At 70.6% G+C, this 14254-nt stretch carries 16 protein-coding genes; 9 read left to right on the forward strand and 7 right to left on the reverse strand.

Annotation, left to right across the window (positions count from 1 at the left end; translation table 11 throughout):
- The first annotated feature begins 202 nt into the window (after nt 1-202).
- Together ACIBHX_RS40105 and ACIBHX_RS40110 are read left to right on the forward strand one after the other, a co-directional pair.
- On the forward strand, nt 203-340 hold the full coding sequence (locus ACIBHX_RS40105; protein WP_397072703.1) for a hypothetical protein: 138 nt from the start codon (nt 203-205) through the stop codon (nt 338-340).
- A 93-nt stretch (nt 341-433) separates the two neighbouring features.
- A complete protein-coding gene (locus tag ACIBHX_RS40110; protein ID WP_397072704.1) occupies nt 434-706 on the forward strand; it encodes a hypothetical protein in 273 nt (90 codons plus the stop codon).
- Between the two features lie 94 nt (nt 707-800).
- Here ACIBHX_RS40110 and ACIBHX_RS40115 read toward each other — a convergent pair whose 3' ends face one another.
- Nucleotides 801-1634, reverse strand: a complete 834-nt coding sequence (locus tag ACIBHX_RS40115; protein ID WP_397072705.1) for an alpha/beta fold hydrolase — start codon at nt 1632-1634, stop codon at nt 801-803.
- Between the two features lie 64 nt (nt 1635-1698).
- A complete protein-coding gene (locus tag ACIBHX_RS40120) occupies nt 1699-2307 on the reverse strand; it encodes a hypothetical protein (RefSeq protein ID WP_397072706.1) in 609 nt (202 codons plus the stop codon).
- Between the two features lie 68 nt (nt 2308-2375).
- Here ACIBHX_RS40120 and ACIBHX_RS40125 point away from each other — a divergent pair, with 68 nt between their 5' ends.
- The 4 genes from ACIBHX_RS40125 to ACIBHX_RS40140 all read left to right on the forward strand — a co-directional run bounded on the left by ACIBHX_RS40125 (nt 2376) and on the right by ACIBHX_RS40140 (nt 6227).
- Entirely contained in the window at nt 2376-3758 is a 1383-nt protein-coding gene (locus ACIBHX_RS40125) for a tetratricopeptide repeat protein (RefSeq protein WP_397072933.1), read from the forward strand.
- A gap of 83 nt (nt 3759-3841) precedes the next feature.
- Nucleotides 3842-4642, forward strand: coding sequence for a PIG-L family deacetylase (locus tag ACIBHX_RS40130; protein WP_397072707.1), 801 nt, complete (start codon nt 3842-3844; stop codon nt 4640-4642).
- 415 nt (nt 4643-5057) lie between these two features.
- Nucleotides 5058-5966: a hypothetical protein gene (locus ACIBHX_RS40135; protein WP_397072708.1), complete on the forward strand. Its 909-nt coding sequence runs from the start codon at nt 5058-5060 to the stop codon at nt 5964-5966.
- Between the two features lie 123 nt (nt 5967-6089).
- Nucleotides 6090-6227, forward strand: coding sequence for a hypothetical protein (locus ACIBHX_RS40140; protein WP_397072709.1), 138 nt, complete (start codon nt 6090-6092; stop codon nt 6225-6227).
- On the opposite strand, the gene ACIBHX_RS40145 is transcribed toward ACIBHX_RS40140, so the two are convergent.
- The gene (locus tag ACIBHX_RS40145) at nt 6224-7045 is read right to left on the reverse strand and encodes an SDR family NAD(P)-dependent oxidoreductase (protein WP_397072710.1); all 822 of its coding nucleotides are present in this window, start codon (nt 7043-7045) and stop codon (nt 6224-6226) included. The genes ACIBHX_RS40140 and ACIBHX_RS40145 overlap by 4 nt on opposite strands.
- A 114-nt stretch (nt 7046-7159) precedes the next feature.
- On the opposite strand from ACIBHX_RS40145, the gene ACIBHX_RS40150 reads away from it, so the two are divergent.
- Together ACIBHX_RS40150 and ACIBHX_RS40155 are read left to right on the forward strand one after the other, a co-directional pair.
- On the forward strand, nt 7160-7750 hold the full coding sequence (locus tag ACIBHX_RS40150) for a TetR/AcrR family transcriptional regulator (RefSeq protein ID WP_397072711.1): 591 nt from the start codon (nt 7160-7162) through the stop codon (nt 7748-7750).
- 17 nt (nt 7751-7767) lie between these two features.
- Nucleotides 7768-8508 carry a phosphotransferase gene (locus tag ACIBHX_RS40155; RefSeq protein WP_397072712.1) on the forward strand — a complete coding sequence of 247 codons (741 nt, stop codon included), beginning with the start codon at nt 7768-7770 and terminating at the stop codon, nt 8506-8508.
- On the opposite strand, the gene ACIBHX_RS40160 is transcribed toward ACIBHX_RS40155, so the two are convergent.
- Nucleotides 8501-9421 (reverse strand): carbohydrate kinase, encoded by a 921-nt coding sequence (locus ACIBHX_RS40160; protein ID WP_397072713.1) that lies wholly within the window; start codon nt 9419-9421, stop codon nt 8501-8503. The two genes, ACIBHX_RS40155 and ACIBHX_RS40160, sit on opposite strands and share 8 nt — an antisense overlap.
- 64 nt (nt 9422-9485) lie before the next feature.
- Nucleotides 9486-9863 carry a hypothetical protein gene (locus tag ACIBHX_RS40165; RefSeq protein ID WP_397072714.1) on the reverse strand — a complete coding sequence of 126 codons (378 nt, stop codon included), beginning with the start codon at nt 9861-9863 and terminating at the stop codon, nt 9486-9488.
- Nucleotides 9864-9884: 21 nt separating this feature from the next.
- On the opposite strand from ACIBHX_RS40165, the gene ACIBHX_RS40170 reads away from it, so the two are divergent.
- Nucleotides 9885-10181 (forward strand): TetR/AcrR family transcriptional regulator C-terminal domain-containing protein, encoded by a 297-nt coding sequence (locus tag ACIBHX_RS40170; protein WP_397072715.1) that lies wholly within the window; start codon nt 9885-9887, stop codon nt 10179-10181.
- Here the strand turns inward: ACIBHX_RS40170 and ACIBHX_RS40175 are convergent.
- Both ACIBHX_RS40175 and ACIBHX_RS40180 read right to left on the reverse strand, forming a co-directional pair.
- Nucleotides 10164-12710, reverse strand: a complete 2547-nt coding sequence (locus ACIBHX_RS40175) for a glycosyl hydrolase 2 galactose-binding domain-containing protein (RefSeq protein ID WP_397072716.1) — start codon at nt 12708-12710, stop codon at nt 10164-10166. The genes ACIBHX_RS40170 and ACIBHX_RS40175 overlap by 18 nt on opposite strands.
- A complete protein-coding gene (locus ACIBHX_RS40180) occupies nt 12707-14230 on the reverse strand; it encodes a beta-N-acetylhexosaminidase (RefSeq protein ID WP_397072717.1) in 1524 nt (507 codons plus the stop codon). The genes ACIBHX_RS40175 and ACIBHX_RS40180 overlap by 4 nt, the downstream gene beginning before the upstream one ends.
- Nucleotides 14231-14254: the final 24 nt, after the last annotated feature.

Raw genomic sequence — 14254 nt, forward strand, 5'->3', positions numbered from 1 at the left:
AGGTCGTCGGGACCGCCCGGTGTCGGTAGCGCCCACACGTCCTCGACACGGAAGTCGCCGGCGATCTCGTGGATGCGCCAGGGCCTGGACGTGTACGCGGTTGCGGGGAGTCTCATGAGCACACCCTTTCCATACGATGCCGTATGGAAAGAGCCTAACACCGCCCCATACGGGACCGTATAGTCGGGGTCAACCGGAGATCATGACCGACAGGCTCTCGTCCTGGACGGCCGTCGCCACCATGCCGCTGATCGCAGCCCATCGGATCCGCCTCGGTGGCGGCGGGATGGCGTTCGTGGTCGCGGGCCAGGCGACCATGGCCGATCAACGAGCATGGTAAGGACCTGCTCGGGCTGGGCGAATACGCCGCGCCGAGTCGGCATAGTTTGCCTCCGATGTGATGTTTTTACGCGCCACAGGAAGGGAGGCCTCCGTGCTCTTCAACATGGATGCGCAGATCGACTACGCCGTGCTGGAGCTCAGCAAGAGCTACAAGGCCGTCGATGACTTCCTGAAGGACCCGGACGTCACGGTGAGCGACGCCTGCGACGAAGTCCTGTACGAGTACGAGATACCCGGGGCGATCATTGGTGAGGATGGCAAGCGGCTGCCTCGCGAAGATCCCCGCGTTGAGGCTGTTTTCGAGCAGCGTCGCCCGGAAGCGGAGCGCGCGGCGAGTCTTTACCGCACCGCCCATCCTGACTGACTCGATCCCAGGCGCCGACGGCCGGGGTCTCGCCGCACCTGCGGCAGGTACGGCGAGCGAACCCCGACGGCGCGGCCGGCCGCCTGAACTTGCTTCACCTGATTCTGGACTCCAGCCAGGGGCGGAGGATGGGTAGGACGTTGCTCGGCTGCATGGCCTGGGTGTGGTCCAGGCCGTCCAGGAGCCGGACGTCCCAGCCGACGGCCTCCAGTTCCGCCTGCCGTTCGATGATCGGGGCGGCGATGCGGACGTGGGCGTCGCCCCAGCGCTCGCCGTAGACGATCTCGTCGGCCGAGCCGGCGAAGCACAGCCGCGGGCAGGTGACCCGCGGCTGCGCGGCCAGGTCGTCGAAGCCGCGCAGTGCCTCGTAGAGCGTGACGAACTGGCGGGTCTGCTCCTCGCTCATGGTCACCTCGACGTTCGCCCAGTCGAACTCGTCCTCGCTCTGGCCCTGGCTGGGCTCGGCGGGCTTGCCGGCCATCTCGTGGGTGGCCATGGTGACCTTCAGCATCTCCGCGTACGGCCCGCCCAGCGGCGGGAAGCCGCCCATGACCAGCGCCGACAGCCGGTCGGTCCGGATGGCCAGCTGGAGCCCGCTCAGCGCCAGCCACGAGTAGCCGTAGTAGGCGAAGCGCTCAACGCCCGCCGCGTCGGCCACGGCCAGGAGGTCGGCCGCGATGTTGGCGGGCGTGAGCGTGTCCGGCTTGGGGTTGGCCAGGACGTGCCCCTCGTAGTCGAAGGCGACGACCGTGAAGGCGTCCTTCAGCCCTTCGATGAGGGTGCGGCCGAGCGCCGGGTCCATCCCCCAGGCTCGCATCTCCTCGGCCTTGGTCCCCTCGGCAGGCTCGGGGTTGACGGGGAGGAGCACGGCGGGGCCGTCGCCGTGCACCTCGAACTCGATCTCGCTTCCATCGTGCAGTCTCGCCACGAGAACTCCTTACGGCATAAACCATTACCTCGAGAACAATACCTTATGCCATAAGGAGATCGGGTCAGTCCGCGATGTAGGTGACGGACCGGACCGCGTACCCGGCCGTCTTGCTGCCCCTGACGTGCATCGTCATCGCGCCGCCCTCGTAGGACCACTGGCAGGCCCAGCCGTGCGGCTCGGCCGTACAGCCCTGATAGGTGTACGGCACGCCGTGCGGATCGAAGCGGGCACGGAAGATCGTCGAGACGGCCTTGGCCGAGGCGACCTCGAGCCCGCGGTTCCTGTCGCCGGCCTTCCAGGCGCCGAACAGCCACAGCGCGGCCTTGCCCGGCTTGGTCAGGTGCCGCGACTCGTACACCTTCGCGACCTTGGACCCGGAGACGATCATGAGGATGCCGTCGAGGTCGCCGGGCACGGTCACGCTGGTGTGCTTGAACCGGCAGGCGTTGCCCGCGCAGCCGGCGAACACGTCGGGCGCCCGGTAGGGATAGGCGAAGATCGTCTTGACGGCCGCGGGGGTGGCGACCTTGGCCGCCGCGGCCTTGTCGGCGCTCAACCAGGCATGGAAGAGCTTCTTGGCCACCGAGGCCGGACCGGCCGCCTGGGCCGGCAACGGGAAGAGCAGCATCGCGCAGGCCGCCACGGCGCCTGCCACCCAACGCTTGAGCATGGCTGGAACGTAGCCCGCCGGGACCGTTCCGAACAGGCCCTTAATTTCCTACGATTTGTTTGGTGAACATGGATCAGCACGGCCTCACACTGAGCGGGGCGAGCCCAGCGGTACGGCACTACGACCAGGCGATCGACGAGCTCCTGCACTTCAGGGCCGAGGTGGACGCCGAGGCCACCGCGGCGTTGGAGGAGGATCCCGACTTCCCGATGGGCAACGTCCTGTCCGCCTACCTCGGGTTGCTGACCACCGAGTCGGCCGACGCGCGCCTGGCCAGGGAGCGCTTCGCCGCCTTCCGCGGCAGGATCGACCACGCCGGCCTGCTGCCGCGCGAGCGGGCGCACGTGGAGGCGGTCCAGGCGCTGCTCGACGGCGACTTCCACACCAGCGGCGAGCTGCTGCAGCGCATCACCGAAGAGCACCCGCGCGACGCGCTGGCGCTGACGGCCGGGCACCAGATCGACTTCTTCACCGGCGACGCGCGCTCGCTGCGCGACAGGATCGGCGGCGCGCTGAACGCCTGGCACGACGACGACAGGCACTACGGGCACGTGCTCGGCATGTACGCCTTCGGGCTGGAGGAGGCCGGCCACTACGACAGGTCCGAGGAGGTGGGGCTGCGCGCGGTCGAGCTCAACGGCCGCGACGTGTGGGGCATCCACGCCGTCGTGCACACCTACGAGATGCAGGGCCGCTTCGGCGACGGCCTGCGGTACCTGGACGCGCGGGTGGACGACTGGTCGACCGGCACGTTCTTCAACGTGCACAACTGGTGGCACTACTCGCTGTACGCGCTGGAGGCCGCGGACGTGCCGCGGGCGCTGGCGATCTACGACTCCGTGCTGGCGGGCGGGCAGTCGTCGATGGAGCTGCTGGACGCGGCCGCGCTGCTGTGGCGGCTCTACCTCGAGGACGACGTCCAGCACGACCGCTGGACCGTGCTGGCCGCGACGTGGCCCGCGCTGGTCGACGAGCCGTTCTACGCCTTCAACGACATGCACGCCGTGATGTCCTACGTGGGCGCCGGGCGCATCGCCGACGCCGAGAAGCTCATCGCCACGCGCGAGTCCTACGTCGCCACCCCGGTTCCCGGCGTGTCCAACCACGCCATGACCTCGCGGGTGGGGCTGCCGGTCTGCCGGGCTCTGGTCGCGTACGGCAAGCGGGACTATTCCGCCGTGGTGGACCTGCTCTACCCGATCCGGCACCGGGTCAACGAGTTCGGCGGCAGCCACGCCCAGCGCGACGCGGTGCAGAAGACGCTGCTCGAGGCGGCGCTGCGGTCCGGGCGGCACGATGTGGCGCGGGTGCTGGTCAGCGAGCGGATCAACGTGCGGCCGTGCAGCCCGTTCAACTGGCTCAAGCAGGCCTCCCTGGCCGAGCGCATCGGCGACGCCGCCGCCGCGACGGCCGCCCGCCTGCGCGCGCGGGAGCTGGTACGGCAGGCCTGAATCACCGGCGTGGACGGGGGTGTGGCGAGCGCGATTGTCGGAGAGGCCGGGTACGCTCGCGGCCTATGGGGCAACTTACTTTGATGGTGGTCCACGCCCACCCCGACGACGAAGTCATCAGCACCGGCGGCATCCTGGCCCGCCTCACCGAGGAAGGCATCCGCACGGTCCTGGTGACCTGCACGAACGGCGAGCAGGGCGACGGGCCGGGCGGTGTGAAACCCGGTGAGGAAGGCCACGACGACGCGGCCGTGGCCGAGCGCCGCCTGGGCGAGCTCCGCGAGTCGGTCGCCCATCTCGGCATCAGCGACCTTGAGCTGCTTGGATACCGTGACTCGGGCATGGACGGCTGGGACACCAACGTCCATCCCGACGCCTTCACCAACGTGCCCGTCGAGACGGCGGCGGCCAGGCTTGCGGCGCTCATGGAGCACTATCGACCGCAGGTGGTCGTGACCTATGACGAGACCGGCGGCGGTGGATACGGGCATCCCGACCATGTGCAGGCCCACCGCATCACCGTTGCGGCAGTGGAGTCCACCGGCATTCCCGACAAGTTCTACTACACGGCGATCCCCCGGTCGGGGATCAAGCAGATGTTCCAGGCGATGAAGGATCTGGGTGTCGAGCTGGAATTCGAGCCCTCAGACGACTTCGGCACGCCGGACGAGCGGGTGACGGCCGTCGTCGACGTCTCGCCGTACGTGGAGCGCAAGGTCAAGGCGCTGCGGGCGCACGAGAGCCAGGGCGAGAACATCTTCCTGCTGCGGATGCCGGAGGAGGCACAGCACCTGTTCTTCTCGCAGGAGGCGTTCGAGCGCAAGATCTGCAAGGTGGACGCCCCCGACCACGAGGACGACCTCTTCGCCGGTCTCCGTCCCTGACCGTCCTGCCTGTCCATCCGGCGGCGTACCCGGGGTGCCACGACCCCGGGCACGCCGCCGGACCGTGTCAGCCGCCGATCAGGGGGCTGACCTCCTTGGCGAGGCGGTCGAGAACCGCAGTGAAGTCGGCGAGCAGCCCACCAGCGCGGTGTGCGACTCGGCCCGCAGGAAGAACGTCACCGCCTCCCCCACGACCTGCCGCGCCAGCGGACGTGCCGGTGGGTGCGTCCACCTTGCCGCCGCCCAGCCCCAGCCCCGCGGTCACCCCTCGCGTCGAGGCGAGCAGCTGGCACTCCGTGAGCAGTGACCGGGTGGGTTACGACCGGGGCAGCGGCGCATGGCTTCCCTCTCGTGGGGGACACGGTTCACCCGGCGGAGGGAACCGGGCGGTGCGGGTGGCCGGGAGGGTTGGGGCATGGTCCTGATCCTGGTGGCGTATGCGGTGATCCACGTGTGGTGGGCGGTGGCGGGCGGTCCGCGCTTCGCGACGTTCGGCGAGTCGTTCGTGCCGGGCGCGTGGACGCCGGTCGTGCTGTCCGGGCTGGCGCTGGCCGCCTGGCTCCTGATGGCGCGGCGTCCCGGCAGGGGCGCGGTCGCGCTGGGGTGGGTCGCCGGGGTGGGGATGCTGCTGTACTCGTTCATGTTCGCGCTGGACCTGGCCGGGATGCTGTTCGGCGAGCCGACGGACTGGCCGGGGTTCCTGATCAGGAGCCTGGGGATCAGCGGCGGGCTGCTGCTGGTCCTGCGTACCGCCGCAACGCGGCGCAGGCTGGTGGGCGCCTGCCCGGACTGCGGGCGCGTGCACGGCCGCTCGCCCGAGCGGCGCACGGACGCCATGCCGCGCTGGGCCTTCGCCGCCGCGTACCTGGCGCTCGCCGGGAGCTTGGCGCGGATGGGGGCCGAGCTGGTCACGGGGTTGCCGTGGTCTCCTGCCGACCCTTCGTCGCTGGCCTTCCTGATCGCGTACGGCCTGGCCGGGGTCGTCCTGCCGCCGGCCCTGGTGCACCGGTGGGGCCGGATCTGGCCGCGCTGGGTGGTGCCGCTGGCCGGGCGGAGCGTGCCACGGTGGCTGGTGGCCGGCCCGGCGCTGCTCGTCGGGTTCGGGCTGAGCGGGTACTTCGGGCTGGCCGGGATGACGCACGTCGTCATGGGTGACCTCGACCCGGCGCGCCCGCTGTGGTGGACGCTCGCGGTCGTGCCCGGGTACACCGTGTGGGGGCTCGGGCTGGTCGTGGCGGCCGTGCCGTACCTGTCGATCACCCGCCGGCCCTGCCGGATTCAACACGCGCTCAACGAATCCTCAACCGCCTCCCTCGCAGGATGAACCTCACAAGGGGGTGTCATCCATGACGAACACACAGGCTCGGGCCCGGGCGAGCACGTGCACCGGCTCGCTGGAGCGGTACCTTGCGGACTGGTCGGCGCGGACCGGCATCGCGGTGGAGACGTGGGCGCTCGCCCCGCTGCCCGGCAGGGACGCCGGTGCCGTGCTGGAGACCCGGCCTTCGCCGGGATCGGCGGCATGCTCACCGTGTGCGCCTATCCCGGCGAAGGCACGACCGTCCACGGCGTGCGCGGCGGCTAGCCTGCGGCCTTGCGGCTCAGCGACTCCCACGCCTGGTATTCGGCGGTCCTGGCCTGGTCCATCTGCTGGACCAGGTCGTAGGAGCGGGAACCGACGATGAGGCGGCTCGGCGGCTCCGGCAGGTCGACCAGCTCCATGATCACAGGTGCGGCCGTGGCGGGGTCGGCGTCCTCCGACTCGGACCAGGTCTTGGCCAGTTCCTCCCGCAGGGCCGCGTAGGCCGGGTTCTCCTGCGTCACCGTGGTGCCCTGGGTGAACAGGCCGGTCTGGTACCCGCCCGGCTGCACGACGGTGACCTTGATGCCGAAGGCGGCCACCTCCATCGCCAGGGCGTGACTGACAGAGTCGAGCGCCGCCTTGCCCGCGCCGTAGAAGCCGACCGAGGCGTACCCTCCCCCGCTGCCCATCGACGTGACCTGCAGGATGTGCCCGTGGCCCTGCTCGCGCAGGTGCGGCACGACGGCCTGCGACACCCAGATCGCGCCGAACAGGTTGACGTCCAGGTGGGCCCTGATCTGCTCCTCGGTGGCCTCCTCGACCATGCCGAACAGCAGCCCGCCGGCGTTGTTGACCACGACGTCGACCCTGCCGAAGGCGGCGAAGGCCCGCTCCACTCCGGCGAGGACCGCCTCCCTGTCGGCCACGTCCATGGGGTAGGCGACCAGGCGGCCGGGGTGCCGTGCCACGAGATCGGCGAGCGGGGCGACGTCGCGGGCCACGCCCACGACCCGCTCCCCCGCGGCCAGGGCCGCCTCGGCGAAGGCGCGACCCAGGCCCCGGGAGGCGCCCGTGATGAACCAGACGCGTGCTTCGGACATAGTCACTCCTTCGATCATTCGAGACGATACGGTCCGTCTCGCCACGCCGTACATTGCCCGAAATTTCGTGACCTGTCAAGACGGACCGTCTCGTCTCACTGCTAGAGTGCCCGTGTGAGTGAGAAGCCGAACCCGGCCCGCCGCAGCGAGCGCTCCCGCCAGGCGATCCTGGTGGCCGCCCGCGAGCTGGTCTCGGAGAGCGGGTACGCCAAGGTCAGCATCGAGGCCATCGCGGCCAGGGCGGGCGTGGGCAAGCAGACGATCTACCGGTGGTGGTCGTCCAAGGGCGCGGTGGTGTTCGACGCGATCCTCGAGCTCAGCCGGGCGGACGGCGGCGACATCGCGCTCCCCGACACGGGCGACATCGCGGCGGACCTCAGGACGGTCATGCGCGCCACGGTCGCGGAGTTCGCCGACCCGTCCTTCGAGGCGCCGATCAGGGCGCTCACGGCGGAGATCGCCGGCGACCCGGACCTCGCGGCGGCCTACCGAGACCGCCTGGCCCGGCCCGTCGAGGAGGCCAAGAAGGCCCGCCTGCGCACCGCCCAGGCCGCCGGCCAGATCGCCCCGGACGCCGACCTGGACGTCGCCCTCGAACTCCTCTACGCCCCCGTCTTCCAACGCTGGCTACACCGCTCGGGCCCCCTCACCCCCGAATACGCCGACACCCTGGTGACCCTCGCCCTCAAAGCCCTCGCCCCCTAGCGCCCCTTCGACCGCGAATGACCGACGAGCAGCCCCTCCACGGCGGGAACGTCAGCGACGGTGTCGTCCGCGTCGGCGACACCGTCCGCCGCCCCGCCGGGCCATGGACGCCCGCCGTCCACGCCCTGCTGACCCACCTCCACGACGTCGGATTCCGCGGGGCGCCTCGGCCGCTCGGGATCGACGAGCGGGGGCGCGAGGTGCTGACCTTCGCCCCCGGCGAGGTGGTCTGGCCGGACCGGTTCGCGCTGATGGAACGGGGGCTGGGCCAGGTGGCCCGGTTGATCCGCGACTTCCACGACGCCGTGGCGGGGTTCGTCCCGCCTCCCGATGCGTGCTGGCGGGTGCTCATCCCGGCCGACGGCGCCGAGATCATCGCCCACCACGACCTGGCTCCGTGGAACCTGGTGGCGGGCGAGGAGTGGGTGTTCATCGACTGGGACACCGCCGGCCCCGGCACCCGGCTGTGGGACGTGGCCTACGTCCTGCACGGGTTCGTGCCGCTGTCGGCCAGTCCGGTCTGGCAGCGGGAGGACGCGGCGGCCCGGGTCCGCGAGTTCGCCGACGCCTACGGGCTGGACGAGGCGCAGCGGCGGGAGCTGGTGCCCCTGCTGGCCCGCCGTACCCGCTCGATGCACGATTTCTTGCGAGACCAGACGACCGAGCCGTGGACCAGGCTGTGGGCGGAGGGGCACGGCGCCGTCTGGGCTGCCGACGCCGACTACATCGAGCGGATCCAGCACCGGCTGCTCAGCTGAGCCGGTCCGGCCACGGCGGGTTGGCGCCGGCGACCTCGCAGGTCAGCGCGGCCACGCGGACGGCGAACGAGGCCGCGTCCACCGCGGTGTCCAGGTCCAGGCGGTCGAGGCGGCCTCCCAGGTGGCCGAGCACGTCCAGCCGGTGCAGCAGCCCGGCCGTGAACGCGTCTCCCGCGCCCACGGTGTCCACCACCTTCACCTTGGGAGCGGGGACGGATGCCCGGGCTCCGTCCAGCGAGACCAGCGCGCCGTCGGCGCCCCGTGTCACCACGATCAGCCGGGCGCCCGCCGCGTGCCAGGTGTCGCAGGCCGCCTCCACCGCCACGCCGGGGCACAGCACCGCCAGGTCGTCCTGGCTCAGCTTGAGTACGTCCGCCACGGCGCACCAGCGGGCGACCGGGTAGTCGGCGCGGTCGGCGAGGCTGGGCCGTACGTTGGGGTCGATCGAGATCGTGGCACGCGCGGAGACGACGCGCAGGAACCCCTCGACGGCGACCGCCCCCGGCGCGCGCACCAGCGCCAGCGAACCGGTGTGCAGGCACGACGCGCCGTCCAGGCGGCCTGGATCCAGCTCGGTGGGGCCCCACTGCCAGTCGGCCGTGCCCTCGGCGTGGAAGGAGTAGGTGGCCTGGCCGTCCCCGTCGAGCGAGGCGATGGCCAGCGTGCTCGGCTCCGCCGCGGTCACGCAGGCCGACAGGTCCACGCCCGAGGCGGACAGGTGGTCCAGGAAGAGCCGGCCGAAGACGTCGCCGGACACGCGGCCGAGGAAGCGGGTCGCGGTGCCCAGCCGGGCCAGCGCCACCGCCGTGTTCGCGGGCGAGCCCCCTGGCAGGACCCGCAGCGCGAGTTCGTCCTGGTGGGGAAGGCGCGTGGCGAACGCGTCCGCCACGCACTCACCGAGGACAGCGATCATCAGCTCTCCAGACTTTCCCGTAGCGGAGTTCATCATCGCAGCACGCGGCCCTGACGCGACGCGATCAGGACACCGGTTCAGGGGCGGGCAGGCGGTCGCGGGCGGTCAGGACGGCCAGGGCCAGCATCCAGCCGCTCCACCCGAGATACCCCGCGAAGTTGACCACACCCGGAAACCCGAGCGGAACCAGCAGCCCCGTGGCGATGGCCACGGCCGACACGGCGCCGAGGGCGGTGAACCAGCGCGGCATGGCCGGCAGCGCGCGCAGGACCAGCAGGGTCCACGCCGCGGTGAACAGGTATCCGAGGGTCTCGCCGACGGCCACCCCGAGGTAGTCGTTGAGTGCCGCGAAGACCGTTTCCGCGGTCCGCGGGTCAGCCGCGTGGGCCCGGGCCAGCGACGGCACCGCGAACGGCCAGCGCAGCAGCCCCAGTAACTGCACGAGCCCGGCGATCAGCCCGGCGTGGACGCGCTGGCCGAGGCGGGGCTGGACCCCGACGAGGCCGCCCGCGCCTCCTACACCGTGATGATCTACGTGCTCGGCGCGATCGCGCTCGAGGCCGCCGAGATCGACCCCGCCGCCCCGGCGGCCTCGGAGGACGAGCGCGTGGCGGCCCGGCGCGCGGCCTTCTCCGCGCTGGACACCGGCGCCCACCCGCTCACCCACCGGGCCGCGGACACGATCGCCTCCTACACCTCGACCGGCCAGTTCGTCTGGGGCCTGCGCCGGGTGCTGAAGGGGCTAGGGGACGGGGGTTGACGTGGTCGGCAGGTTGTATCCGCGCAGGCGCAGGTACGGCGGGCGGCCCCCGAGATCGGCGGTGTCATAGGCGGCCGTGATCGTGGTGGACTCGCCCGGCCAGAGCGTGACGTAGTTGTCGGAGTAGGTGACGGGCACGACCTCCTGGCCGCCGTCTCCGGCGGTGATCTCGGGGCGGACGAAGAAGGCCAGGGCCGTCGGGCTGGTGTTGGCCAGGGTGATCGTGGCTCCCGTGGAGGTGCGGGAGACCGACGCGGTCACGCCCGCATTGGACGGCAGTGCGTTCAGGCCCGTCAGGTTCGCGTAGGTCTTCGGGGTGGTCCGGTACCACGACGACTTGTTGCCGAGCGTGTCCGGCGCGGTCGAGTACCAGTAGACGTTGGAGCTGACCACCGCACCGGAGGAGTCCTTGAGCTGCAGCCTGACCAAATAAGTCGTGGAAAGTCCGGAAATAGCGGGAAGTGTCAGCGCCTGCACCCCGGCGTTGGCCGTGGCCGTGACAGGCGCCGAGGTCGTGTACTTCACGGACAGGTCGGGCACGTTGTACACCGTCGCGGTGGCCGTGAGCCCGGGCCGATCGGTGAGCGTGGAGTTGACCACGTGGACGTTGCGGGTGAAGTAGTCGTAGGAGATGTGCACCGGCTCGGTGGCCTTGCGGGTGCCGAAGTAGCCGCCGCCGGGCTTGAAGTAGTAGTCGTAGAGGTTCCAGTGGACCGACGGCCAGGCGTTGTCCAGCATCCAGAAGATCGCGCCGAACGACTGCACGTGCTGCTTGGCGCTCCACGCCTCGAAGAAGGCCCGGGCGTTCTCGTAGCTCTGCAGCTCCGACTTGCGCGAGTAGTCGGCCGCCGAGGTGGCCGTGCCGTACCGCTTGGTGATGCCGTCGGTGAAGGGGGTGATGTTGTCGAAGACGCTGCGCGGCTTGCCCGCGTGGTAGTTGAACGCCGTGCCGATCGGCCACAGGTCGGCCGGGGCGAGGAAGCGCTGCAGCGACTCCAGCGGCGGCGGCGACTCGGTGCCCTCCTCGGCGGTGGTGCCGAAGGCGCTGCCCGCCCGCGACGGGTCCCACCACAGCACCGGCGGCTCCCAGACGTACGGGCCGTCCATCTTGACGCCGGCGTTGGCGTTGGACCAGGTGGCGACGTTGTCCAGGGTGGGGTTCTGCCAGTGCAGCCCGGCGGCGAGGTTCTTGTAGGCGGTCAGGTGGGCGGCGGTGGGCGGCTGGTCGCTGCCGTAGGCCCAGACGAAGACCGAGGGGTGGTGGCGCAGGCTGCGCAGTTGGCTGTCGAGCGACTGCTGGGCGACCTGGGTCTGCTCGGCGGTCCAGGTGCTGTCGTTCTCCCAGGCGCTGCAGCAGACGAAGCCCGGCATGACCAGGATGCCGGCTCTGTCGGCCATGTCGTACAGCTCCTCGTTGCCGAGCGTGCCCTCCAGCCGGATCGTGTTCAGCCCCATGCCCTTGACGTAGGCGATGTGCGCGGCGTTGGTTTTGGTGTCCCAGCGCTGCATCAGGTCCCAGACGTAACCGCCGCCGCGCAGCAGGATCGGCCTGCCGTTGATCTTGTAACCGGCGAATGACGTGCCGTTGACCGTGGTGCGGTAGTCGGTGACCTGGCGGATGCCGAAGTCGATGGCCGCACTGTCGGACGTGCCGGCGTTCAGCGCCAGGTGGTAGAGCTCGGGACTGCCGAACTGGTAGGGCCACCAGAGCACCGGGTTGGTGACGTGGATCGGGGCGAAGGCGACTTCCCGCCGCTCTCCCGCGGCCAGCGTAACGCTCTGGCTGAGGTTGAGGGTTGATTGCCCCGGCTTGGTGATCGTCCCAGTGATCGTTGTGGTGACCGGGGCGTTGGTGGCGTTGACGGCGTCCACGTAGGCGTTGAGGTCGGCCGCTCCCCCGGACAGCGTGGTCCGCACGTACGGGTCGCGCAGCGCGACGGCGCCGGTGGTGTCGACGGACATGGTGTTCCAGATGCCGGCGTTCATGTCCGGCGCCTCGGGGTTCCAGTCGACCGTGCAGATCGACAGGTCCTTGCAGTCGTGCGCGGGCGGCGTCACCTTGATCGCGATGGCGTTCGCGGCGCCCGGCCTGATGAGCGGCGTCACGTTGTACTCGTGCCTGACCAGGGTGCCGACGGCGTTCGCGTCAACCTGCGTGCCGTTGAGCCAGATCTGCGCCCGGTAGCTGATGCCCTTGAAGCGCAGCCAGAACGCCTGCCCGGTCCCGGCGGTGAACTCGCCGCGGTACCACCAGTCCTGGGTGGTCAGATCGGGCACGCTCTTGAGGTTCTGCCCGAAGTAGACGTCCTGGTAGACGTTGTTCTTGACCAGTACGGCCAGCACCGTGGAGGGCAGCTCGACGGGATACCAGCCGGCCGTGCCGTACCCGACCTGCGAGATCGTGGCGCCGGTGTCGGAAAGGCCGGTGGCCGAGCGCAGGGCCCAGCCGGGCGCGGCGGAGGCCTGCGCGGGGAAGACGGTGACGGCGACGAAGAGGGCTAACGCGGACAGTACTCTCTTGATCATCATGAACCCGCCGGCCAGGAGATCTGGGTGGAGTGGTAGTAGTTGACCCCCATGACGTGCCAGCGCGGCCCCTGCGCTGCCAGACGTGACTTGAACGCGGTCCAGTCGTGCGTGCTCTGCGGCGACCAGCCCAGCTCGGCCAGGGCGGGCAGCCGCGGGAAGGCCATGTACTCGATGTCGGCGCCGGTGCGGATCGTCTCGGTCCACAGCGGCGCCTCCACGCCCAGGACCTGCGAGGACGGCAGGCCACTCAGGAACGTGGCCGGGTCCCAGCCGTAGGCGTCGCGCACCTCGATCATGCCCGCCCAGGTCTGCCCGAGGGGCGTCCTGCGGTTGTATTTCATGTCGAGGTAGGTCCGGCTCGCGGGCGACATGATGACCTTCCGTCCGGCGTTCGCGACGGCCGTGTTGCGGTTCGTGGTACCCCAGTACTGCGCGACCGTCGAGGCCAGCGGGGTGGCGTTGACGATGTCGTGCCAGCCGATCACGGTCTTGCCGTGCGCGAGGGTCTGCGCCCTGTTCATGAACGTCCTGTAGTCGGCCGCCGGGGTGGAGCTGGCCTCGTCGCCGCCCAGGTGCAGGTACGGGCCGGGGGTGATGGCCGCGAGCTCGCCGAGCACCTGGTCGACGAAGGTGTAGGTGATCTCCTTGGACACGCACAGCGAGCTGAAGCCCACGTCGGTGCCCGTGTAGAGGGGCGGGGCGACGCCGTTGCAGTTCAGGTCGGCGTAGGAGGCCAGCGCGGCGTTGGTGTGCCCGGGCATGTCGATCTCGGGGATGATCGTCACGTTCCTGGCGGCGGCGTAGGCGACCAGGTCCTGGTACTGAGCCTTGGTGTAATAGCCGCCCGGGTCGCCGCCGACGGCGGTGCTGCCGCCGTAGGTGGCCAGGCGGGGCCAGCTGTCGATCACGATGCGCCAGCCCTGGTCGTCAGACAGGTGCAGGTGCAGGACGTTGATCTTGTAGAACGCGATCTGGTCGACGTACCGCTCCACGGCGGACAGGGGGAAGAAGTGCCTGGCCACGTCCAGCATCGCGCCCCGGTAGGGGTAACGCGGCTGGTCCACGATGCGGCCTCCGGGCACCTGCCACGGCCCCGGCTGCACGGTCGGGCTGTCGGCGGTCGGAGGGAGCAGTTGGCGCAGCGTCTGCACGCCGTAGAAGAGCCCGGCCGGCTTGTTGGCGCTGATCGTGATCGCCGCGGCGGTCACGTCGAGCTGGTAGGCCTCGTCGCCGCCGGGCGCGCCGGTCAGGCGCAGCGAGATGCCGTCGGCGGGCGGCGCCGAGGCGATCGGCACCGGGTAGCCGGTGGAGCGGCGTAACTGCTGCGCCAGCAGGTCGCCGGCCCCCGGCGCGTCTGAATAGACGCTGGTCGAGGAGGTGATCTGGTAGGTGACCCCCGACGCGGGGATCGAGCTGACGGGGACGGGCACCACCGCCCCGAAGGACACGACCGCCCTGGCGGGAGCCGAGACCCCGCAGGTGACCAGGACGAGGGATACGAGCACGATCCGAATTCGCATGGCGGCCTCCGTGATCAGCTGATA

This window comes from Nonomuraea sp. NPDC050536, from assembly GCF_044457685.1.
GTDB lineage: Bacteria > Actinomycetota > Actinomycetes > Streptosporangiales > Streptosporangiaceae > Nonomuraea.